Source organism: Pseudomonas sp. PvP027 (assembly GCF_017833005.1).
Lineage (GTDB): Bacteria > Pseudomonadota > Gammaproteobacteria > Pseudomonadales > Pseudomonadaceae > Aquipseudomonas > Aquipseudomonas congelans.
This window is the reverse complement of sequence record NZ_JAFIBK010000001.1, coordinates 4,709,605-4,734,131: the sequence shown is the minus strand read 5'-3', so window position 1 is coordinate 4,734,131 and position 24,527 is coordinate 4,709,605. Positions and strand designations below refer to the sequence as shown.

The window sequence follows — 24,527 nt, the reverse complement described above, 5'->3', positions numbered from 1 at the left end:
GCTCTGGGAACGCTGACGAATTCATGATAACCGAGCTAGCTGCGGGCTATGCTTGAAGCCCTTTGATCTGTACAAGCATTGCTGTCAGAGCATCAAAAGCCATCTATAAAAAAAATGACAAATTGGGGGTAAGGATGAATCGCCTACTTCATGCTGCAGCGTTTGCAAGCGCCATGATGATCGTTGCAGTACCCGCCCAAGCCCGTATTACTCAGTTGGAGATCCTGCGGACCGAACCCGCTTTCGGAGGCGAAAGCTTCGGGAATACAGGGACTTACGAACGCGTCTTTGCGCGCGCTCATGGTGAGTTAGACCCAGGAGCGTCTGGAAACAAGATTATTCAAGACATCGAACTTGCGCCCCGTAACGGTCGCGGGATGGTTGAATACACTACTGACGTTGCAATCCTGCGTCCCGCTGACGTGGCCAAATCGAATGATATTCTTCTCTTTGATGTGCCAAATCGAGGCTCTAAGCGCGCGATGTTATTGTTCAACGCTGATATGCGGGGTAGTCCAGCAGCGTTCAACAACTTCGAAGTCGCCGGGGACGGTTTTCTACAGCGCCAGGGTACTACGCTGATCGCGTTTGCCTGGCAGGGGGACGTTGCCCCGGGTGAAAACCGCATGATGGTGCAATTGCCGACGGCCATAAATACTGATGGGTCGCCCGTAACAGGTGTGGTGCGCAGTGAGTTGACCACGCTCTCACCGACCGTCAGCCTTAACCTGTCCGCAGGTTGGTTCACCTCTACGCCACCTCATACGAGCTACAAATCGGTTGAAACCGACAATACCAAAGTGCTCGCGGATGGCTTTCGTCCGACGTTGACGGTGCGTTCACGGGCAAATGCGCCCAGGCAGGAAATTCCAGTGAGTGACTGGAAGTTTGGCGATTGCAATACGCCGAGCGAAACCCAGATATGCCTACCCGCTGGTTTTCAGCCTGGGAAACTTTACGAGCTGATTTACCAGGCCAAGGAGCCGGCGGTAATGGGTATTGGTTTTGCTATCGCACGGGATGTTGGTACGTTTTTCCAGCAGGCTGAGCATGACGATACCGGTGTGCCCAACCCTGTAGTGCATGGGCCTAAGGTCAAGTCGATTATCACTGGCTCATCACAATCCGGCCGATTCATCCGCAGCATGATCGCGCTGGGTTTCAACCGCAGCGAGGAAGGTCATCGGGTCTATGATGGAGCGATGCCGCATATTGGCGGCGGCCTGATGCCGCTCAACATCCGGTTTGCTCAACCTGGCCGGGCGTGGGGCCAGCAGGTCGATCATGACTACCCTGCTTATGATTTTCCGTTTACCTATGGCCCGGAAACCGATCCTGTTACCGGACGCTCGCAGGGTTTGCTGGATCGCTGCAACGATAACAATACCTGCCCTCTGATATTCCACATGGCAACGGCCCTTGAACTTTGGGAGGGACGCCAGTCGCTTGGCCTTACCGATCCACTCGGCTTGCGCGATGCACCTGAACCGGAAAACGTCCGCACTTTTATTATGGCAAGTACGCAGCATGCACCGCCGTCTTTGCCACTCCCGGCTAACCCACCCTTTGGGCTTTGCCAGGTTCAATCAAATCCAAATCCACACACCTGGACAATGCGCGCAGCGTTCATCAATCTCGTTGGCTGGGTTCGTGATGAGACGATACCGCCCGCTTCGATAAAGCCTTCTGTGGCGGACGGCAACCTCGTGCCGGCGGACAGGGTCAGTTTCCCGCTCATCCCCGCGACCAATTATGGTGGCGTTACGCGCCCCGCGCTCCGCTACACCGGTGCTGTCAACAGCCTGCAAGTGCTCGATTTTGGACCGGCTTTTCGTCCCGAAGACAGCTCTGGCATTCTCACAAACGAGCCGCCGAAATCGGGGGTTGGCAGTTACGGCCTTTTGGTACCTCAAGTGGATGCAGACGGAATTGATGTTGGTGGCGTTCGGGATGTGTATCTGGGTGCTCCCATCGGAACTTACACGGGTTGGAACACCTTCCGGCCCGAGCTTTTTGATGGCGGCTTTTGTAACTTCCAAGGCAGCTTCGTCCCGTTTGCCGCGACGAAGAAAGAGCGAATCGTGGCCGGAGATCCTCGCCTTTCCCTGGAGGAACGCTACCCCACGAAAGAGGCTTATGTGTCTGCAGTGACTAAAGCTGCAGACTCGCTGGTTGAAGCGCGGATGCTGCTTCCTGAAGACCGTGAGCGGCTTGTAAAGGAGGCGCAGGAGAAAGGTGTGCGTGCGGGGCCTTGAGCGGAGGTGACCAGTTGTCAGTCATTGCTGAGTCTTAGTTATGCCTCGGGTGTTGGGCGTAGGCTCTGCAGCGAATCACACGCCGATTGTGCTGGAGTAATAAAGCTGAAAAGCCCTACAGTCCCTATTAACGAGGGCTGTAGGGCTTTGTTGACAAATCGATGAAAGTGTTCAGATGGAATAGATTGGCTTTCGGTTTGCCCCATTTCTGTCCCAGATACCCAGCCATCATTGGGTAACGAAAACGACTATGTAGATGATCCGATGGTGAATCCGAACAGGGACTCGCTGATCACAACTCGGGATTGGTCGAGGGCTCGACCTCATCCTCACCTGATAGCGCCTTGTGAAAATGTCCATCTACCCACAAAAACTCTCTCACCATAGATGTAGGTATCCACTCCAACCTAAAGGATTTTTCTTTTGAATCGGGCGGGGTATCACCGACTTCCAAAAAACAATATTTGTCATCAGGATCTGCATCAGACAAAAAACTACAAATCCACTTCCCACTTACGCTGACCTTTTCTGAATTGAACCTCTCATAAAAATCAAGATAAATACCAACTATCGAATTCCGGTGCTCTTTCAAAAGAGGAAAAACATAAAGAGGCCCAACACCTGACTCAAGCTCTTTCTTCAGGACACCCCCCCACTCTGAATATTCCTCAAGTAAGACTCTCCTTACAAAAAGCAGTTGGATTTCCATTTCAGCGCCCGGCACTATATTCACTGAAAAATCAACCGGTGGCATACCGCAATGTTGTGTATAGTTTCGAAGCTTGTATAAAAATCGATACGAAAATACATTGTCAAACTGGTGCGCTGTCAATTCTTTAAAGTAAAAAAATTGCTCTGAGGCTTTACCATACTGCCGAGAAATTGAAGTCTGGGCATGCTCAAGAAATGTCCTAACAGAGCTGAGAAAACTCAACATCAATCGACTAGTTTTAAACGTAAGCACTCGCAAATTATTCTGATTGATCATATTAGGCTCATGCGCAATAGCGTGACCAACATCAACCAAACCTTGCTGAAACTGATGATGCTCTTCAAGAACAAGCTTCAACAACTCATGCCCTCTACTAAACTCCGCGATAACATCACGATGAAATCGATATAGCTCATATTGCTCTTCAGTTACCGGCCTAATGCCCGATATTTTCTCACCCTCGGCTCTCGCTAACTCCCTCAACCTGCACACTCCTACTTTGACTTGAGTTTACGCTCTTGTTTTAAAAAATATTGTACAAGCTCATTATTTCTTCAATGCGATATTTCTTTGATAAAAGCCCGATGCCCCAATCACTGCGGCACCGGCGCCGCTTCTCTTTCGCCCCGATGACGGATTCGGCGTAGCATATCTTTAACGTCCCAGCTAGACCGGCTAGCCCGTTGCCCGCTCCATTTTGTAGCAATTTCAAGACAAGACGCAATTACTGCGTGACAAGGACACTACCGGTACTATGCTGTACTTTTTCTCGCCAGAGTTGAAACCATGCTGGGTGATTATTCGCTATCGGATGTGCTGGAGAGCATGTACCCCAACCAACTGGCCTGGAGGCAGCCTTGATGGAGCTGACGTTACGAATCGAACAGCAAGGTATGCCAGAGGTCAATGAGAATTCGTGGGCGCTGCAAACAATCCGTGAAAATGCCGGTCACATACAAGGCTTGGCAAAACTTCGGTCAAGAGCCCTCTAATTCCAATGATCTCGATTCTGCCCTCAAATTATTGACCATTTTCAAAACACATGTGATGAAATCCAGGAGCTACGTCATGTTAGAGCCTACGCAGAAGCTTCTAGTAGCAGCCGAGCTATTAGATCGAGCTTTGGTCATGTACTACGAAGGAAACTCCTATTTCGCCGCACTGCATCTTGCAGGTGGCGCCGAGGAAATTCTCGGAGCCTACGCTGAGCGCTTAGGTTATGAGTCATCGTTCAGGAGCGTGCAAGACGGAGCAGTGAGGCTTTCTAAATTTTTGAACGGCGGGATAGAGACGAAACCTAAAAACATTGCAGATATCATGAACTATGCGAGAAACCGAACGAAACATATGGACAAGAAAGATGATGACCACGTGCAATTCGATCCGCAGACCGAGGCGTGTAGCCTATTGAGTCGAGCAGTCTCAAACTACTACGCTGTAATGAACCACTATTGTTTCCTTGAAACCGAACTTGTTGCTAGGTTCAACGCAGAACTCGCTGACTGAGGGCCATGACAAAATCATCGAAGATGAATTGATAGCAGTCGCGTTTCCCGACTGCAACCTCCTTGGTTAGCAGCGCCTATTAAGCGAACCTTATAGATAGGGATTTCAGCTCTTTCCTGCGTCCCTGCATACCGCCTAACGCCTAACGTTTAACGCCTGAAAATACGATGCTTTCGTCCTTTACTCACAGCGCCCTACGGTTAATCGATCACTAGCAGTCACTGAATCGACAAGTCAGCGGTACCGATATGTTTTGTGCGATCCGCTATCGCTGTTTAATAGTACGTACGGATTTACGTATCGTGTCCGCATAAGAAGGCCCAGCACCGCATTCAATAGCTAGTTTAAAAAACTCATCCGCAGCAACGTGAGGGTCTAATCTGTTTGACCTTACGCATGATCTAGCGAAAGGCGTCAGGTCATTGATGTCTCCCCCTGTCAGATAGCCTGAGCTTAAGGCCTCTTTCTTAAAGGTATCAATTGCCACAGAAGGAAGCTTAGGCCCGCACAAAAAATACTCAAGGTGCTTTAGAAAGTGCGGGTGGCGGAGTATTTCATCTCCAGAGATTCCATTACCTTCAAATATTTCTTCGCGCGATTTACCCCTTTCCCCAGGGTTGAAATTTGGATCAGTAAAGTAGGCAATTCGAATCTCGGGAATCGCGGATCTTTCAAAAAGGCTTGCAGCGAGCAACTGCATCGGCTCTATTGAGCAACGTAGCTCATCGTGATTTTGCCAATTGAACTTGATCGACAAAAAAAGTGCTTGCTCTTCGTCCGTCAAAACAATATCGGAATCTCTCATCGCTAGCCCTAAACTACAAGTTGATTCAGGCCGAGATGCAATATCAGATTTACAAACCAATCGGCCGTGATAGGAAAATTACATTCGATTTTTCATTCTGCGGATAATCCATCCAATTAATGAACGCACCAGACTCTATATCACGCGCTGGGCGATGTCGACTGGCCGTCACAGATTGCTGCGTTAGCGACTTATTTTGGTCGACGGCAGCCCTTCGTGACCGGCTACTATCGGCCAGAAGCAGCCGCTCATAGGTGTCTAGGAAACTAGGGACCATTCACGGTGATTCATTGCTGCTACCGTCTCCTGATGCGATCATGCCCCACACACTCAACTACCTGTTCAACCGTCCGCATCCCGGCGCGGGCCAGGCAGCCATTTACGCTGAGCCGTTTAATCTCTATCAACGCCCTATACTCCCCTAATTCAATGCCCACCCTTGGAATCAGCTCGGTTTTTCCGGGCGGGCAGCACTTCAGGAAGAAGCTTACATGCGCATGTTTAAGGATATCCACCCACGCTGGCAGCAACAGGCAAAGCGTTCTACCCAGCCACTAATCATCCTGTCGCCCTATATCACCAAGGACGTTGCATTGAGTCTGGTTAAAGGCAAGACAGGCGCGCGGATCTACACATTGTTTGACACCAACGTCTTTGCTACCGGCGGTTCGGATCTGGAGGACGTCGTCGAGTTGATGCAAAAACAGGAGGTCTACCAGCTAGATGGGCTGCACGCCAAGCTGGTGACTGACAAAGACACCTTTGTCACGTTAGGCAGCCAGAACCTGACTCAGGGTGGAAAGCACAATCTTGAGCTCAGTGTTCACCTCAATGACGAACCGGCTCGCCGGCAGGCAATGGACATCGTTGAGCCCTGGCTGGATGATGCCGAGCGCATCACGCCAGAAATGGTCGCGGATATGAGGGTGGACATTGAGCGCTTGAAGGCCTTGTACGAAGAGTTCCAGAAACAGTGTGCGGAGCACCAAAAGGATTTCGTTGACAAGTCCCGGCGACGCGCCCGACGTGAGCGCTTCGAAGCGCATGCGAAAAATCGAGCTGCGATCGCCAGCAAGCTCAAAAAAGCCTTGAGGGCGAGCATCACAAAAACCGCTCAGGTGAAACGCATAGACCAGTCTTCTGTTCTTAAGACCGAAGATAAAGCCAATTTACTGGTCTGGGAACGGCCGAACGGAAAGGTTGAGGCAACGTTAGATAAAGGTGACCGCTATTTGTGCTTCCTAGAATCGAATGACTTTGGCTGGGCAAGGGTCGCTGGCCAACAAATCAGCCTAATTGGTCGAGGGATCATTTTCGGGCCAGGGATATTCAACGCTTTCCCGAAGCTGTCTCTCCGGGTGTCCTCGGCTGCTAGGAGCCTAATCGGCCATCCAGACGGTACCAACCTCGTCGTGAGTTTGTGGTGGGGGAAATCGCAAGTATGCACAGTGCCTGGCTCTTTCCAGCTTGATGACATCACTTTGTTTGAAGCCAAACGACCGAAGCCAGCAAGGCCAAAAATCAAAGGGCGACCCGAACCCGTTCAACCAGCACCAACCACGCTTACAAGAGAAGTGATTACGTGGATCGCGGAGAACTCTCGCAGTTTTGAACTGCTTGTTCGCCGAAGCGTGACCGAGAGTTTCAACTATACGGAGGGGCACAAGCTGACGGGTGTAAGGGCCGCGAGGTTCTTTGGCAAACCAGGTAGTCGAGTCAAGATCCGACTGGCCAAGGTCAGGAACAACCCGGTCCTGCATGTCAGTCCGTTGCCCAGCTAAATTTTAATCGTAGAGCTGCATGCACCGCCGGCTCGCGTGAAATGTCATTTAAACCTTTACTGGTATCCCTATTGGGAGAAATCATAACCGTGCTGACAGTCTGCTTTTGGCCCATTTCTGCCAGTCACGACAGGCAGAAATCGACCCCTGAGCTGTATTTCATAACCGGTGGGATGGCCTTGCGGTCGCTGCGACTAGAGGCTGCGCGAAGTAACCTTTCACACAGTACCTAAATCTCGATCGTCTTGACCTCAGGATCGTAGAAAGCACCTATAAGCTCGCGCGCACCCGCAAGGGGAGACTGCTTGGTAATATCGACGATTGCGCCGATTGCATTGCTTATCAGGGAGCTGTCGCCAGTTTCAATGCCCTTGTCGAGCACCTCGAAGAAGTTATGAATCGTTGTTGCCCGCTCTTCGAAGGTCTTCGCCAAGTACTGCTCCAGAACGGCTCTTTGAGCACCGATCTGTTCTAACTTGACGTCTTTGAATGCCGAGATGGCTGCTCTTTTAGTGCCTTCAACTTCTGCGACTTTTTTGTATTCCGTCCAGGATGATACTAGCATTTCGAAGGAAGAATGCGCCGCTTGCATGGGAATGTCAGGCGCTTTTTTTATGATAGTTTGAATGTGCTTTTTCATGGCATCAGCTCAGGGTCAATATTCCGGAAATCGTGCCTTTAATGTTCTTGGCGGCGGAACCATCTGCCGCGATGATTGGCACATCAAGTACTTTTTTCAGGCCCGTACCCAACACCACCATTCTCTCGAACGCGGCGCTGTCGCTATCGTCGTTGACTTTGATTGCCTCAAAGCGCTTTACAAGCTCGGTAATGGTTGCAGCCATCTCGGCCGCATTCGTTCTAATCGCCTTCAGTGCTGTTTTCAGAACTTCCATTTCTGCAACAGCAGTTTCGACTTTGGCTTGGTAAGCATGGGCTTTAGTCAAAGCTTCTTCAGCTTTGCTCGCCATCATGAATCCACCGATGGCGAGAGCAGGGCCAAGCACAATTCCGCCCAAGGCGATCATGCCGCCGGCCATGCCAAAACCGCCGGCGCTCAATGCGCCTCCGCCAAGCCACGCCAAGGTCGCGTTGGTGGCCGCCGCGCCTGAGAGCCCGGAAATCGCCGCGCCTGTGGAGGCGCTGGCCAATGCCCCTACCGAACCATAGGCCCCGATAGCGGCCAATGCTCCGCCACCTACTCCAGAAGCGAGACCTCTCTCAATCTCCAGAGAGTTCAATACCAGCTTCTCGTAGGCTTTCAATTGCTCCACGGTGAAGTCCTCATTGAAACCTTTCAGGGTGCTTTTAGTGTCCTTTCTTTTTTTAAACGCTTCAACGAGGTATTTAATTTGATGGCTGAATGTGTGGACTTTTAATTTGCCCAGCGCAGTCAGCGCGGCTTGGGTTTCCTCACGAGCACCATCCAGCACTTGTGAAGCTTTTTTAAATTTAGCCTCTGCGTTTTCACCGATCTCTTTGGCCTTGTCAAAGTTGCCAGATGCCTCAACACCTTTGAATACACCGGTTGCTGCCAGAGCAGCGGCCGCGCCCCACAAAATAATTGGAAGTGGCATTTAAACTCTCTCTCGATGCGTTGGAGAATTATTGACTTTGTGTGCATGCTGCGCATCCGCGCACGCTTTCAGATTGGCCGCGATATATTCGCTTTTGCTCATATGCGCAGACAGGTTTTGCTCATAGAAATCATCTACCCGACAAATTAATGGGCGGGTTTCATAGATTTTGCAGTTGTGACTGGTGCTATCAAAATTCACGCAGGTTCCATCCCCACGATCCAGATGTGCATAAGCAGTCGCTTTGTTCAGATTTTTGCAGCACAGTCCACATTTTGTACAAAAAAATGCGGCTGAAATTTTGCGTTCGTACGAGGGGAAGAGCATGTGTACTTCCAGCAATCCATTGCTCATGGCTCAAGCGCTTCCTGCGAATGTGGCGGGTGATAACGCACTGATCGTCATCGTGTCTATGAATGGTATCTGCTATTCGCTGGAAAACTTTAGTGCCCCTTGCATCCCGGGCGAACGCGACACCAGCCTAGAGATCAAAAGGGTCCGAGTTTCCTTGCAGGACTGAGCGACTGCTTCTGGCCGATTGTGTTGAAAAAGTCGGTCCTTCCAGGCTGCGTATGTACTGACTGCTGAAAATGCCTTTTTGCGCGCATCTACGGGAAATCTGAACCCGGAACTCTCTACTCCAAGCAAAGATTTCAAACTCAGACACGTACTTTTCTGCCGTGGAAACCATGGCCGACTTTTTCAAAAGAATCGGCCGGTTGCTGCCCCTCGAAAAAGGCCGCCTCGGGTCTTTAGCTTTGTTTTTTACAGACGTTGTAAGTCTTGTTCTGCTCCATTAACTCAACGCGTTGCCCATAGCCTGTCATCATTACGAGCTTGCGTTCGGTGATTCCGGTTGGCTGATAGGGCATTCCTTGGACATCAAGGTGGGGAATGAAACCTGCCGCCGTCATCTGATCAATCAGTGTTTTACGTCGGGTGACGTCGATAAGCCCTCTGCTGTTGCCGGTAGTCAAAAATACAGGGCGATCAGCTTTCAGTAACCACACCGGCTGTGCGCTGACATCACCCTTGAAAATGTACATGCAGTCAGTTGACGCGCTGGTAACTTCAGCTTGCCGGACGTAGTGGCCGTTCTCATACCCGACCAGTGTGAGTAAGCCGGGTTGGACCAGCGCGAGAGTATCAACTGTGTCCACCCCTTCTTGTTGAACGCCATAGTCAAAATAGGCCCATTTCAGAGGGAGCACGGTCGACGGCAAATACGCCAAGTTGAGATCTTGCCTCATACGGGCCAAATCTTCAGGTGTTCCAAAGGGAACTGGATTGCTGCAACCTGCTAAAAGCGCGGCGTAGCTTCCAGCGAGGAGCCAGTGCAGGCGTTTCATTTTCACTCTCCGTGTGTCGATGCTGGTATTGCTAATTGAATGGGGGCGGATGTTATCAGAAACACTGCAGGCTCCATGATTGGAGCATTCAATTTTGATTGGAGCGGGAAAAAGGTCGATGGAGAGAGAAGCCAGCAACACCGGAATTCTAAAGCGCTATCGGTACCTGATACCGGCATTGATGGCTATCGCGTCATTGGGCAGTGCAGTGTTGCGTTTTTTCCGGCGACTGGAGCCACTTCTGGGCGGTGCTGGCAGTGCAGGCGTGGTTCATGCAAGCGGTCTTCGCTTACCTTCGAGGAGGCCGGATTGCCATTGGACCGGGTGGTTTGTCCAGGGATGCGGCTCCGTTGGGAAGATTGGCACTGGCTTGGTCGAGGCGCACATACGTGAATGGCGCCTTAAGAATGATCAGGATTTCTGAGTGCTTCGGCGTTAGATCTAATGGACCATAACCGCCATCCCGCCAGCCAAAGATTTCGGTTCCCATCTGCGGATACCGCAAAGGCATTATTGGTGTGTGCGCCTGCGGGGAGTGGCTTTCACGAACCAAGCCTTGGTGAAGCCCCCGGCTTGGCCTTTCGAGGCGTCATCCCGCGCGCTGCTCTTGCCATGTCTATATGGACAGGGTTTCAGGAGCAATCAGCCAACCCACTCCCCCCACACAAGCCAACGCCATTTCCTACACACAATTAAGGCCTGAAGGCGCAGACAATAGACAGACTAACGCCTACGATAAACCCATCCACACTGGATACGATCAATTTATTACTGAAGCACGCACCTCGCTTAATAACGAGATAACAAGCAACACATTTCTTGCTACACACTAGATAGCCATATGCAACCAACTAGCGGACTTGGGAAACAAGCCCGCTCGGCCTAACTGCGTAAAAATCCTACACATACGCTTATATACACATCAAGAATTAAATCAATTTAAGGAATATCATGAAAAAATTACTGATCAGCGCCGCAATGGCTACTTCCCTGCTGGGTATGTCCCTGGCCTCTCAAGCAACGGAAAACTGCCCTGCAGTCTCGAAGATCGAACAGGTCTCACCCGGTGTCTACCGGGCGAGCGGCCATGACGGCGAGTGGACCGGCGTGCTGCAAGGCGTTGTGACAAAGAAAATGCCTGTGCAGTCCTTTGACCTGGCTATCGCTATTCAAGAGGGTGCAGACGCACCTCAGATGTTGCAACACTGTACCTACAACATAGGTGGACGCGAGGCGCTGGACATGCGTTTCATCGCTAAAAACAATAAGGATTTCACCGTAAAAACTGCAAGCGGTGTCTGGAAGAAAGAAGATGGGCCTTTTGGTCTTGTCTATAGCGTGTGTGAAAAAACATCACCTGAAAACTGCAAGTTCACTGTCGTTCAGTAACACGAAATAACCCTATCGCTCTTCAGCGAGCCCCACGACGGCTCGCTGAAGAGCCACTCACGTCAAATCATGCAAATCCTTGCCCAGTGCAGCCCGTCGATGGAGTGCTGAATACTCAGCACATGCTAGGCGCTGAGTATTCATCATCAACCCAGCGGGGCGTTTTGGTATAGGCCCGTTAAAGCCCGCACTCCTTCCTTACAGGCTCGATCATGAGCGAAGCTGGCGGCTTCCCTGTCTGCCGGTCTATTACCGATAACGAACATTGGCCTTCGAAAGCTGAAGGAGTCACCTTGTAGGTCGCGCCCTCCTTAGGAATGAAGCTGCTGACGTTCAAACAGCTTACCTGCACCCAAGTGCGGTAGCGATCCTCCAGTCGTTTGACCCCGACAATGAGTGAATTCAGATAAATGCGTTTCTCGGGCTTAATCAGAAAGCGATTCTTCTCCGGTTCAGTTTGAGAGACAGCGCCAAGAGCGCCGGTCTCATCTGTGTCTTGGCAATGAGCATCGTAGTAAGCCCAGTACCCTTGAAACCCTTCGTGGATAAAGTCAGTTTTACCCCACGCGGCCTCTATCGTGGAGTGGGGCTCTGCCAACTTAGCTTGCTGATAGTGGCCCACACATCCGGTAAGAAAAGCCACGCAAAAAATCAGGACAGGTCTATTCAAGGTCACACCAAGACAAAGAGGAAAAGCACCTGAAGGTATCGACTGCTCATAGTTAAACTACAGCTACTGTCTGTAAAAAGTTAAGGCTGAGGAATCAGAACTATGCACAACTGAGGTCCGAAGGTAGACCCATCCACAGCCAGCAGTGGGCGGCAAGAGCCTACCGGTAAGCCACTCACGTCAAATCATGCAAATCCTTGCCCAGTGCAGGCATGACCTCGAAATGAGAGAACACCACCTCCAGCCCTCCCCGCTCCGGACTGCAGCACATCGGGCCTACGGTATAAGACTCACTCACTGGAAATGGCGCCAGGCGCAGCAGCGGCCAGCGCAGGCCGTCGCTGGAGTGCTGAATGCGCAGCACGCCCTTGGCGACGGTGACTCGCAGCCAGAGGCCGCATGACGACTCATCAAACGCACCCGTGGCCCAATCGGATTGTCCGCAGGTTAAAACGCTGCCCAGCATCAGGGCTCCGTCGCTGACTTCAACGCCGGTTTTGACCCAGTTGCGCTCGTCAACGCGGACCATCAAGCCCGCCTGATCGTAAAGCGTCTTGAAATCCCCCTGCACATGCACTTGCGCAGTGAAATCACCGGTCACCGAAACACCCAGAAAATGACCCGAATCGCGGCAGAAGCCGTAGTGCGTCTGCTGCCAGAAATCGGTTTGCGGGTCTGTGGTGACTGTCAGACGCTCGTCCGTCACGCTGCAATGCCGGGGTTGGTTCAGCCAGATGCCTTTGTCGAACATGTCGCCTCCTGTGTGGGTTTGTTGAGGGTAGAGGTTACTGGCTGGGACAGCGAGGCAATGTTCAAAATTCGATCCGAATGTGATGCCACTCGAATATGCGGTAGTAAGACAGGTTAGTGGAGGTTGTGCTGGTGAATGCTTTGACGTCACCAGTAAACAGCAAGGACGACCCCGAGTAAGACGACAGTGGCAAGCGCCTCCCGCCGAGAACCTGCTATGCAGATTAATAGTTGTACCACTAGAACAATAACAACTGCGGCACCGCGCACCACAGACCGACTGCTCCCCCCATCTTCGATGGAGGGCACGATGGAAGCAGGCTCCATCCAGTCATACTCTGATCCGTGCAAGAGTGCATACGTAAGGAGGCACATAAAATAAACAGCGTACAGCGGGGTCTTTATCACTATTTTTTTGAAGGCCATTTTTACCATCCATGCTGGCGCGCTCGATAATGGTTGAGCACTTAAAAGACGACTGACTCAATTGTCAGTCGCTCTATTTCATTGCCTTAAATTTTATATTCACTCACTAACCCCTCCAGCAGGTCGACGCCTCTATCGAGCGAGGGTCTAAAGCTCAAAATATCAGCGACCAACCCAGATACGACTGCGATTTCCCCCATGGTGACCTTGACCTCATCGTACCCCTCATCGGCTTCGAAGTTTAATAGATCCAGATTTTGAAGCGCCATATTTATACAGCTTTGAAGTTTGGCCTCGTCAACCTCTAACAGAAACAACAAAAAGTAATCCAGCGCGATGACCAGATTTTGTGCATAAGCGCCCTCCTGTTCGGTGTACTCTTCAGTGTCAGGTATACGGCTGCTTACCACACGTTCAATAGCTTCAACTGATGCCCTGTGTCCCGACAGAGCAATGTCTAACGACCTCGAAAAAAGGCTACTAAGGTCGGTGGCATAGACGTTATCGAACCGTCTCAAAAGCCGAACCTGCCGATAGAGATAGCAGGCAATCAGCAGTGTTTTTTCCTGATGGTTCAGCTTGCCGAGAAGGGCCGAAACGGATTCGTGCTCAAAAATCAAATTCCATTGCATACGATTCCACCCGAACGGACACGCCGTACCACTCTACAGGCTTTATCTTCTCGGCAATCGAGATAAACGTTGCCCGTACTGAATTGGCGACTATGCATTATGGCCACCCGCTTGATTGCGCTTAATGTAAAGATGCACATGCTCTTGAGCAACAATCATCCTATTAAGAACTGGATGCTCATAATCACTGTAAATCTCAAGATACGCTCTAGGCTTATCACGGATAAAGTTGGCACTTAGCGTCCCCTGCAACAAGCCTGTCAACGTTTTCTCATAATCGAGAATGATCGACCCGAGTCCGCGCCCGCCATGCGCCGATGCAATATCGCTCAAATCGGCCAAAATACTGCCAAGTAATGCTTCCAGGTCAAATTCGCTCATTGCACACCTTGTCTTTTACAACGCATCTACCATTGAGGCCAACGCTGTATCAGTCAAACAAATCATAAGCTTTCTGCTGAAGAGCGATTCCAATATTCTCATATCTGCAACGCTCGCGCTCATCATAGACATCGTCATTAATATTAAAGCCGACATAAATATCAACAAAAGCAAGCGCTATTCTTTTGGGAATAACTGCCTGCCCTTTATAACACTCAATTAAAAAGTCAACTGCCAAAAAAAGCTCAGAAACTTCCTCGTCAGACACCTCGACCCTAAACCGGATTTTTTCCGGAATGGAGTGTTTTCCAACCAGCCTGGCATACACAGCATCAACAGCCTGATCAACGTTCATAACCACATCCTTATCCGCCGGATACTCCATGCCTGCAGGTGCCCCTTCATGAGCTAAGCTTCTTCTATAAATTGTGGCGCCCCCTTCATGACAGAGATTATCTTATCGTAAAACTGGAAAAAATCGGAAGCCATGAAAAAGAGATTTCCACATTCATTTATTTCGGCAATGCAAGGCGATTTGAGTTCGTCTGAAGCATGTAAATGAGTGCGATCCCAATAGTAAACCCCTGCAGCAACCTCTTCACTGCCTTGCAGTATCACATAAGGATTGCCACCCCCATCCTCACCGATAATGATTGCCTGAGGCAGAAAATCAAGCTCACCAGAAAACTCTTGATTAAATGCGACTATATCGTTGCAGGACTCATCAGGCAGCCAACCAAAGAAACGATCAAAACTTATGATAACGTCGTCAGCCGCAGACAGAGGCAAAATAACATAATCAGGAGCCCCTATATAAAAACCATTCATCCTCATCAAGAATCTTTTGTAGTCTGCTGGCAGTACTCTACCCATCTCAGATGCTAGCAATTCCACGTCAGCTTGTTGTAAACCTTCTCTATGGATAACAGGCATATTCACCCTTTCTCTGACAGGCCGGCTCACTATTTAATACGGTATCGCCCTGAATAATGATCGGGCTTTATTTTTACCCGGGCTATGTACCCATGCCCCCTCATGAACCTGCAAGACAATTCAATATCTGACCACAATCCAAAACCTCACGCACCTCACCCACCCAAGAAAAAACGACTTTTCCTACACCCCAAACCCACCCCCACACCCTTGCCACCCCATCCCTGCCACGCTAACCTCCCCGCCGTTCGCTGCCAAATCAGCGACCGGATTTGACGATCCGCTCTATCCAGGCGTGTCAGCGTCCCACACACTGCATCAAGCTAAACTTGAAGTACGTGCTATGGCGGCTGTGCGTCGGAGACCTTCGGGTCTGCCGGTTTCCTGGATACCGGTTCGTCAACCTTCGCACAGCTGCCACCCATTCGTTTGACGACGTCTTGTGGCAGTCTCATATCCAGGAGCTGCACCCATGTTCACTGCAACCCCCTGCGTGACCCATACCCCCCATTTCGAAGCGACCCTCTTCCTCCGCCACCGCCGCACCCTGCGCGCCATTTTCACCGAATCTCAGGCCTGGTTCTGCCTGGCCGACCTTGCCCGCCTGATGGGCAGGGCGCTGGATGAGCGCGCCACGCTCAAGCTCGATGCGGATCAGCGTCGCGAGGTCTGGCTGGAAGCTCATGGCGAGTGCCAGCGGCAGTTGATGATCAGCGAGTCCGGCGTGCTGGCGCTGCTGGTTCATCATTACGTGCCGGAGAACCGCGCGCTGCGTCAGTGGCTGACGCATGAGGTGCTGACGACCTTGCATGATCAACAGAACGTCACGCTGGATAACCCCAGAATGAGCCAGCTGCAATGGCCGGGCACATCGCTGAGCGTGCTGCACTGGCGCAGCGAAACCTGGGTTCGCTTGCGCGACATGCCGAATGTGGTGGCCGAGGCAGCGCCCCGGCCAAAGCGGCCGTTATGGCGCAGGGTGTTGAAGCGCATTAACAACATGCGCGCTGCCGCCTGACCGGTACTGCGTAAACCCCGTTGACACCCTACCCACCAAAAAACATGATGCATCCACCCTAAAAACCGGAACGCACTCATGGGCGACAAGAAAAAGCTTTTGCTGACTGGCGCAAGCCGGGGTATCGGTCATGCCACGGTCAAGCATTTCAATGCCGCTGGCTGGGAGGTGTTTACGGCATCGCGGCAGAACTGGGTCGCTGACTGCCCGTGGGCTGAAGGTCTGCTCAACCACATTCATCTGGATCTTGAAGACATCGACAGCGTCAGCGAGAGCATGGCGGCGATCAAGGACAAGCTCGGCGGGCGGCTCGATGCGCTGGTCAACAATGCCGGCGTTTCACCGAAGACCGAGGATGGCGGGCGCATGGGTGTGCTGGAGTCGGATTACAGCACCTGGATCAAGGTGTTCAACGTCAATCTGTTCTCCACCGCGCTGCTGGGTCGGGGTTTGTTTGACGAGTTGAAGGCAGCCAAGGGCAGCATCATCAATGTCACCTCGATCGCCGGCTCGAAGGTCCACCCGTTTGCCGGGGTCGCCTATGCCACGTCCAAGGCGGCACTGTCGGCGCTGACACGGGAAATGGCTTTCGATTTCGGCCCGCACGGGATACGGGTCAATGCCATTGCGCCGGGTGAAATCGATACGTCGATTCTGTCACCCGGCACCGCCGAGATTGTCGAGCGGCTGGTGCCGATGCACCGGCTGGGCAAGCCCGAGGAAGTCGCCTCGCTGATCTACTTTCTGTGTACGGCTGGCGCGTCCTACGTGAACGGAGCGGAGATTCACGTCAACGGCGGCCAGCACGTCTGACTCAACGTGTGCCGGAAACACTCTCCGGCACACGCCGCACGCCTAACCGACTGATCCACACCGATGCCACGATCACCCCGCCGCCGATCAGCAGGCGGGCGAAGTCCTCATGCTGGTTCCAGATCAGCAGATTGATCAACAGCCCCAGCGGCACATGCAGGTTATTCATCACCGCCAGTGTGCCGCCGTTGACCATGCACGCGCCTTTATTCCACCAGTACATGCCCAGCGCCGTCGAACACAGGCCGAGAAACAGCAGCACGATCCATTGGGTCGGCGCTTCGGGCAGGTGTTGCGGGTTGCCGAACATCAGGAACGCGGGCAGAACCACGGCCAGTGCGCCGAGGTAGAAGTAGCCGAAGCGTCGGTAGTGCGGCAGGTCACTCGGGTGGCGCGCCACCAGATGCTTGTACAGCACCTGCCCGGCGGCGTAGGTGAAGTTGGCCAGTTGCAGCAGCAGGAAGCCACCGAGGAAGTCGCCGTCCAGGCCATCGTAACGAATCACCCCGGCGCCCAGCACCGCGACCAGCGCTGCCAGCAATGCCCAGGGGTTGAAGCGCCGGTTCAGCGCATCTTCGATCAAGGTCACGTGCAGTGGTGTGAGGATGGTGAACAGCAGCACTTCCGGTACCGTCAGCACCCTGAAACTCAGGTACAGGCAGACGTAGGTCACGCCGAATTGCAGCGCGCCGATCAGCAGCATGCTGCGCATGAAACGTGGCTCGACCTGACGCCAGCGGGTCAGCGGAATGAATACCAGACCCGCCAGCACCACGCGGACCAGCACCGCGAAATAACTGTCGACGTGCCCGGCCAGATAGACACCGATCAGGCTGAACGAAAACGCCTGAATCAGTGTGACGAAAAGTAGATACCCCATGCCCCGCCCCCATTTTTGAAGGGCGCGACCATAGCGGTTGCGTCACTCACTGTCCACTCGAAGGCCGCCGCTTTTTGACGCCAACCCGTCGCCGCGCTCCGCGTTACCCGTCACAAATATGACAGTCGCATTATTGACGTACATGTCGTCGGTTTCGACGAAAATATAGCCTATATCAAGCAACTTTTCCTGAACAAAAGGTCTTATCATCCCGACGCTGCAATATTGACTCATTTCATCCACATTCGTCGTCGCCTGGAGTAACACCATGATATTCAACACAAAAGACTTCGGAGCAGTGGGCGACGGCGTGACTGACGATACAGCGGCCATTCAGGCCGCGATCGACGCAGCCGCTGCGGCAGGCGGCGGGGAAGTGGTGATGGGAGCCGGGACGTACGTCGTGTCCGGTGGCGAGGAGCCCTCGGATGGCTGCCTTATGCTCAAGAGCAACGTCACACTATCGGGTGCCGGCATGGGCGAGACGATCATCAAACTCGCGGACGGCTCGGACACCAAGGTGACCGGCATCGTGCGCTCGGCCTATGGCGAAGAAACCCACGACTTCGGCATGAAGAACCTGACGCTGGACGGTAACCGCGACGCCACCACCGGCAAGGTGGACGGCTGGTTCAACGGTTACATCCCAGGCTCTGACGGCAAGGATTCGAACGTCACCCTCGACAGCGTCGAGATCAAGGATTGCTCGGGCTACGGTTTCGACCCGCACGAGCAGACCGTCAACATGGTGATCAAGAACAGCGTGTCGCATGGCAACGGTCTGGACGGCTTCGTGGCCGATTACCTGAGCGACAGCGTGTTTGAAAACAACGTCGCCTACAACAACGATCGCCACGGCTTCAACGTGGTCACCAGCACCCACGACTTCACTCTGAGCAACAACGTTGCCTATGGCAATGGCAGCACCGGCATCGTGGTGCAGCGCGGCAGCGAGAACATCCCCTCGCCCGCCAACATCACCATCACCGGCGGCGCGGTGTATGGCAACGCGGCAGAAGGCGTGCTGATCAAGCTGTCCAGCCAGGTCTCGGTCAGCGGCGTGGACATCCACGACAACGGCAATGCCGGCGTGCGCATTTATGGCAGCTCCGGGGTGGATATCTTCGATAACACCCTGAGCAACAACTCGCTGGGCTCACCGGTTCCGGAAATCATCATTCAGTCCTACGACGACACCTCGGGCGTGTCCGGCAAGTTCTTCAGCGGCAGCGACAACCTGATCCGTGGCAACACGATCACCGGCAGTGACAACTCCACCTACGGCGTCGCCGAGCGTAACGAAGACGGCACCGACCGCAACAGCATCGTCGGCAACACCATCAGTCACACCAGCAAGGGGCTGACCCTGGTGTATGGCGATGGCAGCTTTGCAGGTGATGCGTTCCCGCTGGTGACGGTCAATGGCACCGAGGGCAACGACATCATCACTGGTGGCGCGGCCCACGAACTGATCTTCGGCCTGGCGGGCAAGGACACCTTGAACGGCGGTTCGGGTGACGACATCCTGGTCGGCGGTGCCGGCGCCGACAAGCTCACCGGCGGCGCGGGTGCCGACACCTTTCGCTTCGATCAGTTGACCGACAGCTACCGTACGGCGACCACCAGCGCCACCGACCTGGTCACCGACTTCGACATCAGCCAGGACCGCATCGACCTCTCGAACCTCGGCTTTACCGGCCTGGGCAGCGGCAAGGGCGGTACGCTGAACATCAGCTACAACGCCACACTGGACCGCACCTACATCAAATCACTCGACGCCGATGCCAGCGGCAACCGCTTCGAGCTGGGCTTGAGCGGCAACCTGAAAGACACGCTCAATGCCAGCCATTTCACATTCCAGCGGGTCGTGGACGGCACGGCGGGCGGCGATACCCTCACCGGCACCGACGGCAATGACGTCCTCAACGGCAATGCCGGTACGGACCGCATCGACGGCGGCGCGGGTGCCGACACGATCACCGGTGGAGCCGACGCCGACACCCTGACCGGTGGCGCAGGCGCAGACCTGTTCATCTACAACTCGCGCCTGGACAGCTATCGCAATTACACCGCCAGCGGCACCAAGCAAAGCGACACGATCACCGACTTCAACCCAGCCGAAGACCGCATCGACCTGTCCAGCATCGGCCTGCGCGGCCTGGGCGATGGCAGCGCCAACACCATTTACCTGTCCGTCAATGCCGACGGCAGCAAGACCTACATCAAGACTGATGCGGTCGACAGCACAGGCAATCGCTTCGAGATCGCCTTGCAAGGCAACCTGGCCGACAAACTGAGTGCGTCCAACTTCATCTTCTCCACGGCAGCCTCCGCCAATCAGGCGCCAGTCCTGAACACGCCGTTGATGGACCAGAATGTCACCGAGCTGAAGGCGTTCTCCTACGCCGTGCAACCCGGCAGTTTCAGCGACCCCGACAGCAACACGCTGACCTACAGCGCGACCCTGGCCGATAACAGCGCCCTGCCCGACTGGTTGAAGTTCGACAGCAAGACCCTGACCTTCAGCGGCACACCGGGCGGCACGGCATCGGGGCTTTACTCGGTATTGCTGACCGCGAGCGACGCCACCGGCGCTTCGGTGGCCGACAGTTTCGCCATCACCGTGGGCAACGTGACGCCGGGGATTCTCACCGGTACCGAGAATGCCGAGGCGCTGTACGGCACTGAAGGCAACGACACGATTCTGGGACTGGGCGGTGACGACACACTGCGCGGCGATACCGGCGCCGACATCATCAACGGTGGCGCAGGACGCGACGCCCTGTACGGTGGCGCCGATGCCGACACCTTCGTCTACAGCGCACTGACCGACAGCTACCGCGATTACGACGCTGGCGGCCTGACCGCCACCGACACGATCTATGACTTCACCCCCGGCCAGGACAAGATAGACGTCTCGGCCCTGGGCTTTCTGGGGCTGGGCAACGGCGAGGATCACACGCTGTACATGACCCTCAACGAAACGGGCGACAAGACTTACATCAAGTCCGCCACGCCGGACGCCGACGGCAATCGCTTCGAAATCGCCCTGAGCGGCAACCTGATCGACACCCTGACCGATGCGGACTTCGTGTTCGGCCAGCGCGAAACGCAGGAGATTCTCTACCTGCCGACCCTGGGCCAGTCCAATGCGCGCCTGCTGCGCATGACCGAAGACGATAACCAGTCCGGCACCTCGGAAATGGTCAAGGACCTGACCCGCTACACCGATTACGACGTGCGCAGCCAGTTCACCGACGCCAACGGTGACGGCATCGACCTCGCCGTGGGCGGCAGCACCGTGGTCGGCTACTCGACCGGCACTCAGGAAGAGCTGCGTGTTTCCTGGTGGCTGGTCGACACCAATGAGCCGGGCCCTGCGCTGTTACGCGCCACTGAGTTGCTCAAGTCGCAACTGGCGTCGCTGACTGCCATCGACAAAGTGACCACCGGAATCATCTGGGGCCAGGGCGAAGAAGCCGCTCAGGAAATTGCCCGCGCCACTGACAAGCAAGCGGCAGCCGAGCTGTACAAGGCCTCGACCCTGAAAGTGTTCGACTACTTGCACGCGCAGATCGGCGACTTCACCGTGTATATGGCCGAAACCGGGCATTACCAGACTGAAGCGGCCAAGGCACGTGGCTACACCGATGAGAAGATCAACGCCATCGTCGAGGGTGCCGGGTACGTCAGAAGCGTCCAGGAAGCCATTGCCGCTGAGCGCGCCGACGTCAAGCTGGCGGTCGACTACACCGACCTGCCCCTGCGTTACGAGGTCAACCCGCTGGTTTACCCCGATGACGTCTGGCACTTGCATGAAGAGTCCGCCGAGATCGTCGGCCAGCGCCTGGCCGATTTCATCGCCAATGACCTGGGTTTTCATGGCAACGCCGCTGACAACAACGACCCAGCCGCGATTTTCGAGAGTGGCCAGAACGAAGGCGGCCACATCTTCGGCACCAGCGACGACGATACGCTGGTCGGCAGCTCTGGCAATGACGTGCTGGACGGCGACCAGGGCGCGGATGACATGAGCGGCGGCGATGGCAACGATATCTACGTTGTCGATAACGCCTTTGATACCGTCACCGAAAGCAATGACTCGCCCTCGCAGGTGGACACCGTGGTGTCGTCTGTCAGCTGGACGCTGGGCGCAAACCTGGAAAACCTGCTGCTTACCGGCGTGTCTGCCATCAACGGCACCGGCAACGCCGTGAAGAACGTCATCATCGGCAATGCCAGCAACAACATTCTCGACGGCGCAGCAGGTGCCGACATGCTGACTGGCGGCGATGGATCGGACAGCTATTACGTCGACGATGCCGCCGACCGGGTGGTCGAGACCAATGCCGATGCACAGGTGGGCGGCGTCGATACGGTGTACAGCTCGCTGGCCAGTTACACGCTGGGGGCCAATCTGGAAAACATCGTCATCAATAGCAGCGGGGCCGCCAATGCAATCGGCAATGCCCTGGATAACGTGATTTATGCGGGCGCTAGCGACAACGTCATGGACGGTCGCGATGGCAATGACACCGTGTCGTATCAGCTCGCGACGGCCGGCGTCACAGTTGCGCTGAACACCAGCGCCCAGCAAGCCACAGGCGGTTCGGGTCTGGACACGCTGAAGGGCACTGAAAACCTGATCGGCAGCCAGTTTGCCGACACCTTGACCGGCAACAAGAACGCCAACACCCTGAGTGGCGGCGCTGGCAATGACACCTTGTCCGGGGGCGCGGGCGACGACGTGCTGATCGGCGGATCAGGCGCTGACACGCTGATCGGCGGCACCGGCGCAGACCACTACGTGTTCAACGGCATCAGCGATACGGGCATGGGCGAACTGCGCGACATCATCAATGGATTCAAGGCAGCCGAAGGTGACAAGCTGGACTTCTCCGGCTTCGATGCTCGCCCGCTGACCGATGGCAACGATGCCTTCGTGTTCATCGGCAACGCGGCGTTCAGCGCCAACAACAGCGGTGAACTGCGTTTTGCCGACGGCGTGCTGTACGGCAATATCGATGACAACGTCGGCGCGGACTTCGAAATCCAGCTCACCGGCGTGCAGTCGCTGCAGGCCGCCGACATCATTGTCTGACCGTCCCGAAGCCTTGCCCTCATAACCAAACAAAAGCAGCCCTGGAAACGGGGCTGCACCATCAGTTACATCCCCGCAACCCCGGTCAAACACCAACGCGTTGCATAAAAACGCGAAGCCTCTGTGCCCCCACCCATAAATTTGTCTTATCCATAAGAGCGCTCTACTCTCAGGCGGGCTGACAGCTGAGCCTGATTCGCAACTTTATGATGCTGCGATTGAATCGGGATGAAACGTCGAGACTCTTGCCTGCGCCAACCTGCACACGCCGGGTGCGCGGTGCCTCCGGCCCGTTGATGAACACCACCGAACATTTGGCGTCTACTTCACCGTAGTTGTTGACGGTGATTGACCCGGTATCGTGATAGACGTCGTGGGCAACATAATCGATCTTCACGCCCTGGTACTGTTTTTCCACCTCGATGGGGTACGCCAGAGCCGTCACAGGCAACATGGCCAGCAGCGCACAACACAGTCGATTCATTCGGCAATCTCCAAGTCGGGATTGTCAGAGTAGAACAATAAGCCCGTACTTTAAGAGGAATTACAGCATGAAAGCGCCCCGCGTGACTCTCGACCAGTGGCGCACGTTGCAGGCCGTGGTCGATCACGGTGGTTTTGCTCAGGCCGCCGAAGCGCTGCATCGCTCGCAATCATCGGTGAGTTACACCGTGGCGCGCATGCAGGAACAGCTCGGCGTGCCGTTGTTGCGTATCGACGGGCGCAAGGCTGTGCTGACCGATGCCGGTGGTGTACTGCTGCGCCGCTCGCGGCAACTGGTCAAGCAGGCCAGCCAACTGGAAGACCTCGCCCACCATATGGAACAGGGCTGGGAAGCGGAAGTACGCCTGGTGATCGACGCGGCGTATCCTTCGGCGCGTCTGGTCAGGGCGCTGACCGCGTTCATGCCGCAGAGCCGCGGTTGCCGGGTGCGACTGCGTGAAGAAGTACTCTCCGGCGTCGAGGAGGTACTGCTCGAAGGCGTCGCCGACCTGGCCATCAGCGGCTACAGCATTGCCGGGCATCTGGGCACCGAGATGAGCTCCGTCGAGTTCGTCGCCGTCGCTCACCCGGACCACGCGCTGCATCAGGCCAATCGCGAGCTGACCTTTCAGGACCTGGAAAGCCAGTTGCAGGTTGTCATCCGCGATTCCGGCCGGCAGCAGCCGCGCGACTTCGGCTGGCTGGGCGCGGAACAGCGCTGGACCGTCGGCAGCCTGGGCACTGCCGCGACCTTCGTCAGCAACGGCCTGGGCTTCGCCTGGCTGCCGCGGCACATGATCGAGCGTGAGCTGCGCGAAGGCCTGCTCAAGCCCCTGCGCCTGGACAAAGGCGGCAGCCGCAATCCGACTTTCTATCTTTACTCCAGCAAGGACCGGCCGCTGGGCCCGGCGACGCAGATTCTGATCGACCTGATCCGCAGCTTCGACACAGCCCCGCTCACCGCGGCACCCGGCACGCCTCAAAACGCCTGACGGAGCAGCAGAAACATGGCGCTCGTCGCACCACCAGGGCCATGCGCTATACGTCAATCGCACGCGGCTGGAAT

General features: G+C 54.6%; 23 protein-coding genes and 1 pseudogene. 9 read left to right on the top strand and 15 right to left on the bottom strand.

Features of this window, described 5'->3' with window-relative positions; translation table 11 throughout:
• The first annotated feature begins 134 nt into the window (after nt 1-134).
• Nucleotides 135-2,255: an alpha/beta hydrolase domain-containing protein gene (locus JOE33_RS20530; RefSeq protein ID WP_187625958.1), complete on the top strand. Its 2,121-nt coding sequence runs from the start codon at nt 135-137 to the stop codon at nt 2,253-2,255.
• 292 nt (nt 2,256-2,547) lie between these two features.
• Here JOE33_RS20530 and JOE33_RS25920 read toward each other — a convergent pair whose 3' ends face one another.
• Entirely contained in the window at nt 2,548-3,450 is a 903-nt protein-coding gene (locus JOE33_RS25920; protein ID WP_240009410.1) for a hypothetical protein, read from the bottom strand.
• A 303-nt stretch (nt 3,451-3,753) separates the two neighbouring features.
• Here JOE33_RS25920 and JOE33_RS25915 point away from each other — a divergent pair.
• Both JOE33_RS25915 and JOE33_RS20520 read left to right on the top strand, forming a co-directional pair.
• Nucleotides 3,754-3,959: pseudogene (locus tag JOE33_RS25915) on the top strand (hypothetical protein).
• 76 nt (nt 3,960-4,035) lie between these two features.
• Nucleotides 4,036-4,473, top strand: coding sequence for a hypothetical protein (locus tag JOE33_RS20520; protein WP_187625957.1), 438 nt, complete (start codon nt 4,036-4,038; stop codon nt 4,471-4,473).
• A 265-nt stretch (nt 4,474-4,738) separates the two neighbouring features.
• Here JOE33_RS20520 and JOE33_RS20515 read toward each other — a convergent pair whose 3' ends face one another.
• Nucleotides 4,739-5,278 (bottom strand): hypothetical protein, encoded by a 540-nt coding sequence (locus JOE33_RS20515; RefSeq protein ID WP_065087884.1) that lies wholly within the window; start codon nt 5,276-5,278, stop codon nt 4,739-4,741.
• Between the two features lie 491 nt (nt 5,279-5,769).
• Here JOE33_RS20515 and JOE33_RS20510 point away from each other — a divergent pair, with 491 nt between their 5' ends.
• Complete coding sequence (locus JOE33_RS20510) at nt 5,770-7,059, top strand: hypothetical protein (RefSeq protein ID WP_187625956.1); 1,290 nt, start codon at nt 5,770-5,772, stop codon at nt 7,057-7,059.
• Between the two features lie 229 nt (nt 7,060-7,288).
• Here the strand turns inward: JOE33_RS20510 and JOE33_RS20505 are convergent, their stop codons facing one another.
• The 4 genes from JOE33_RS20505 to JOE33_RS20490 form a co-directional block, all read right to left on the bottom strand.
• Complete coding sequence (locus tag JOE33_RS20505; protein WP_003425529.1) at nt 7,289-7,699, bottom strand: hypothetical protein; 411 nt, start codon at nt 7,697-7,699, stop codon at nt 7,289-7,291.
• 4 nt (nt 7,700-7,703) lie between these two features.
• The gene (locus tag JOE33_RS20500) at nt 7,704-8,636 is read right to left on the bottom strand and encodes a hypothetical protein (RefSeq protein WP_187625232.1); all 933 of its coding nucleotides are present in this window, start codon (nt 8,634-8,636) and stop codon (nt 7,704-7,706) included.
• The gene (locus JOE33_RS20495; RefSeq protein ID WP_238986383.1) at nt 8,637-8,990 is read right to left on the bottom strand and encodes a YkgJ family cysteine cluster protein; all 354 of its coding nucleotides are present in this window, start codon (nt 8,988-8,990) and stop codon (nt 8,637-8,639) included. It lies immediately after the preceding gene.
• 398 nt (nt 8,991-9,388) lie between these two features.
• Entirely contained in the window at nt 9,389-9,985 is a 597-nt protein-coding gene (locus JOE33_RS20490) for a hypothetical protein (RefSeq protein ID WP_074594703.1), read from the bottom strand.
• A gap of 951 nt (nt 9,986-10,936) precedes the next feature.
• On the opposite strand from JOE33_RS20490, the gene JOE33_RS20485 reads away from it, so the two are divergent.
• Complete coding sequence (locus JOE33_RS20485; RefSeq protein WP_074594701.1) at nt 10,937-11,374, top strand: DUF3757 domain-containing protein; 438 nt, start codon at nt 10,937-10,939, stop codon at nt 11,372-11,374.
• A gap of 178 nt (nt 11,375-11,552) precedes the next feature.
• Here the strand turns inward: JOE33_RS20485 and JOE33_RS20480 are convergent, their stop codons facing one another.
• The 6 genes from JOE33_RS20480 to JOE33_RS20455 form a co-directional block, all read right to left on the bottom strand.
• Nucleotides 11,553-12,017: a hypothetical protein gene (locus JOE33_RS20480; protein WP_244158747.1), complete on the bottom strand. Its 465-nt coding sequence runs from the start codon at nt 12,015-12,017 to the stop codon at nt 11,553-11,555.
• Nucleotides 12,018-12,219: 202 nt separating this feature from the next.
• Entirely contained in the window at nt 12,220-12,795 is a 576-nt protein-coding gene (locus JOE33_RS20475; protein ID WP_074594696.1) for a DUF1349 domain-containing protein, read from the bottom strand.
• A 511-nt stretch (nt 12,796-13,306) separates the two neighbouring features.
• Nucleotides 13,307-13,852, bottom strand: coding sequence for a hypothetical protein (locus JOE33_RS20470; protein WP_074594691.1), 546 nt, complete (start codon nt 13,850-13,852; stop codon nt 13,307-13,309).
• Nucleotides 13,853-13,942: 90 nt separating this feature from the next.
• Nucleotides 13,943-14,233: a hypothetical protein gene (locus JOE33_RS20465; RefSeq protein ID WP_074594688.1), complete on the bottom strand. Its 291-nt coding sequence runs from the start codon at nt 14,231-14,233 to the stop codon at nt 13,943-13,945.
• A 49-nt stretch (nt 14,234-14,282) separates the two neighbouring features.
• Complete coding sequence (locus JOE33_RS20460) at nt 14,283-14,588, bottom strand: hypothetical protein (RefSeq protein WP_074594785.1); 306 nt, start codon at nt 14,586-14,588, stop codon at nt 14,283-14,285.
• 53 nt (nt 14,589-14,641) lie between these two features.
• The gene (locus JOE33_RS20455; RefSeq protein WP_096129734.1) at nt 14,642-15,166 is read right to left on the bottom strand and encodes an SMI1/KNR4 family protein; all 525 of its coding nucleotides are present in this window, start codon (nt 15,164-15,166) and stop codon (nt 14,642-14,644) included.
• 472 nt (nt 15,167-15,638) lie between these two features.
• Here JOE33_RS20455 and JOE33_RS20450 point away from each other — a divergent pair, with 472 nt between their 5' ends.
• Together JOE33_RS20450 and JOE33_RS20445 are read left to right on the top strand one after the other, a co-directional pair.
• Nucleotides 15,639-16,184 (top strand): Bro-N domain-containing protein, encoded by a 546-nt coding sequence (locus JOE33_RS20450; RefSeq protein ID WP_187625231.1) that lies wholly within the window; start codon nt 15,639-15,641, stop codon nt 16,182-16,184.
• Between the two features lie 78 nt (nt 16,185-16,262).
• A complete protein-coding gene (locus JOE33_RS20445) occupies nt 16,263-16,997 on the top strand; it encodes an SDR family oxidoreductase (RefSeq protein WP_010436074.1) in 735 nt (244 codons plus the stop codon).
• A 1-nt stretch (nt 16,998) separates the two neighbouring features.
• Here JOE33_RS20445 and JOE33_RS20440 read toward each other — a convergent pair whose 3' ends face one another.
• Nucleotides 16,999-17,877, bottom strand: coding sequence for a carboxylate/amino acid/amine transporter (locus JOE33_RS20440; protein ID WP_054994044.1), 879 nt, complete (start codon nt 17,875-17,877; stop codon nt 16,999-17,001).
• Nucleotides 17,878-17,919: 42 nt separating this feature from the next.
• Nucleotides 17,920-18,159 (bottom strand): hypothetical protein, encoded by a 240-nt coding sequence (locus JOE33_RS20435; protein ID WP_236274272.1) that lies wholly within the window; start codon nt 18,157-18,159, stop codon nt 17,920-17,922.
• Here JOE33_RS20435 and JOE33_RS26070 point away from each other — a divergent pair.
• Nucleotides 18,146-22,978: a glycosyl hydrolase family 28-related protein gene (locus JOE33_RS26070; RefSeq protein WP_187625230.1), complete on the top strand. Its 4,833-nt coding sequence runs from the start codon at nt 18,146-18,148 to the stop codon at nt 22,976-22,978. The two genes, JOE33_RS20435 and JOE33_RS26070, sit on opposite strands and share 14 nt — an antisense overlap.
• Before the next feature lie 169 nt (nt 22,979-23,147).
• On the opposite strand, the gene JOE33_RS20425 is transcribed toward JOE33_RS26070, so the two are convergent.
• Nucleotides 23,148-23,462, bottom strand: a complete 315-nt coding sequence (locus JOE33_RS20425) for a hypothetical protein (RefSeq protein WP_010433386.1) — start codon at nt 23,460-23,462, stop codon at nt 23,148-23,150.
• A gap of 67 nt (nt 23,463-23,529) precedes the next feature.
• Between JOE33_RS20425 and JOE33_RS20420 the strand changes: the two genes are divergently transcribed.
• A complete protein-coding gene (locus JOE33_RS20420) occupies nt 23,530-24,453 on the top strand; it encodes a LysR family transcriptional regulator (protein ID WP_010433384.1) in 924 nt (307 codons plus the stop codon).
• Nucleotides 24,454-24,527: the final 74 nt, after the last annotated feature.

Excerpts from the sequence above, each read along its gene's own strand:
- JOE33_RS20445 (WP_010436074.1), top strand. The coding sequence starts at position 16,263 with ATGGGCGACAAGAAAAAGCTTTTGCTGACTGGCGCAAGCCGGGGTATC.
- JOE33_RS20510 (WP_187625956.1), top strand. The coding sequence starts at position 5,770 with ATGCGCATGTTTAAGGATATCCACCCACGCTGGCAGCAACAGGCAAAG.
- JOE33_RS20505 (WP_003425529.1), bottom strand. The coding sequence starts at position 7,699 with ATGAAAAAGCACATTCAAACTATCATAAAAAAAGCGCCTGACATTCCC.
- JOE33_RS20455 (WP_096129734.1), bottom strand. The coding sequence starts at position 15,166 with ATGCCTGTTATCCATAGAGAAGGTTTACAACAAGCTGACGTGGAATTG.
- JOE33_RS20530 (WP_187625958.1), top strand. The coding sequence starts at position 135 with ATGAATCGCCTACTTCATGCTGCAGCGTTTGCAAGCGCCATGATGATC.
- JOE33_RS20420 (WP_010433384.1), top strand. The coding sequence starts at position 23,530 with ATGAAAGCGCCCCGCGTGACTCTCGACCAGTGGCGCACGTTGCAGGCC.
- JOE33_RS20495 (WP_238986383.1), bottom strand. The coding sequence starts at position 8,990 with ATGAGCAATGGATTGCTGGAAGTACACATGCTCTTCCCCTCGTACGAA.
- JOE33_RS20500 (WP_187625232.1), bottom strand. The coding sequence starts at position 8,636 with ATGCCACTTCCAATTATTTTGTGGGGCGCGGCCGCTGCTCTGGCAGCA.
- JOE33_RS20450 (WP_187625231.1), top strand. The coding sequence starts at position 15,639 with ATGTTCACTGCAACCCCCTGCGTGACCCATACCCCCCATTTCGAAGCG.
- JOE33_RS20425 (WP_010433386.1), bottom strand. The coding sequence starts at position 23,462 with ATGAATCGACTGTGTTGTGCGCTGCTGGCCATGTTGCCTGTGACGGCT.
- JOE33_RS20460 (WP_074594785.1), bottom strand. The coding sequence starts at position 14,588 with ATGAACGTTGATCAGGCTGTTGATGCTGTGTATGCCAGGCTGGTTGGA.
- JOE33_RS20440 (WP_054994044.1), bottom strand. The coding sequence starts at position 17,877 with ATGGGGTATCTACTTTTCGTCACACTGATTCAGGCGTTTTCGTTCAGC.
- JOE33_RS20515 (WP_065087884.1), bottom strand. The coding sequence starts at position 5,278 with ATGAGAGATTCCGATATTGTTTTGACGGACGAAGAGCAAGCACTTTTT.
- JOE33_RS20470 (WP_074594691.1), bottom strand. The coding sequence starts at position 13,852 with ATGCAATGGAATTTGATTTTTGAGCACGAATCCGTTTCGGCCCTTCTC.
- JOE33_RS20475 (WP_074594696.1), bottom strand. The coding sequence starts at position 12,795 with ATGTTCGACAAAGGCATCTGGCTGAACCAACCCCGGCATTGCAGCGTG.
- JOE33_RS20490 (WP_074594703.1), bottom strand. The coding sequence starts at position 9,985 with ATGAAACGCCTGCACTGGCTCCTCGCTGGAAGCTACGCCGCGCTTTTA.
- JOE33_RS20520 (WP_187625957.1), top strand. The coding sequence starts at position 4,036 with ATGTTAGAGCCTACGCAGAAGCTTCTAGTAGCAGCCGAGCTATTAGAT.
- JOE33_RS20465 (WP_074594688.1), bottom strand. The coding sequence starts at position 14,233 with ATGAGCGAATTTGACCTGGAAGCATTACTTGGCAGTATTTTGGCCGAT.
- JOE33_RS20485 (WP_074594701.1), top strand. The coding sequence starts at position 10,937 with ATGAAAAAATTACTGATCAGCGCCGCAATGGCTACTTCCCTGCTGGGT.
- JOE33_RS26070 (WP_187625230.1), top strand. The coding sequence starts at position 18,146 with ATGATATTCAACACAAAAGACTTCGGAGCAGTGGGCGACGGCGTGACT.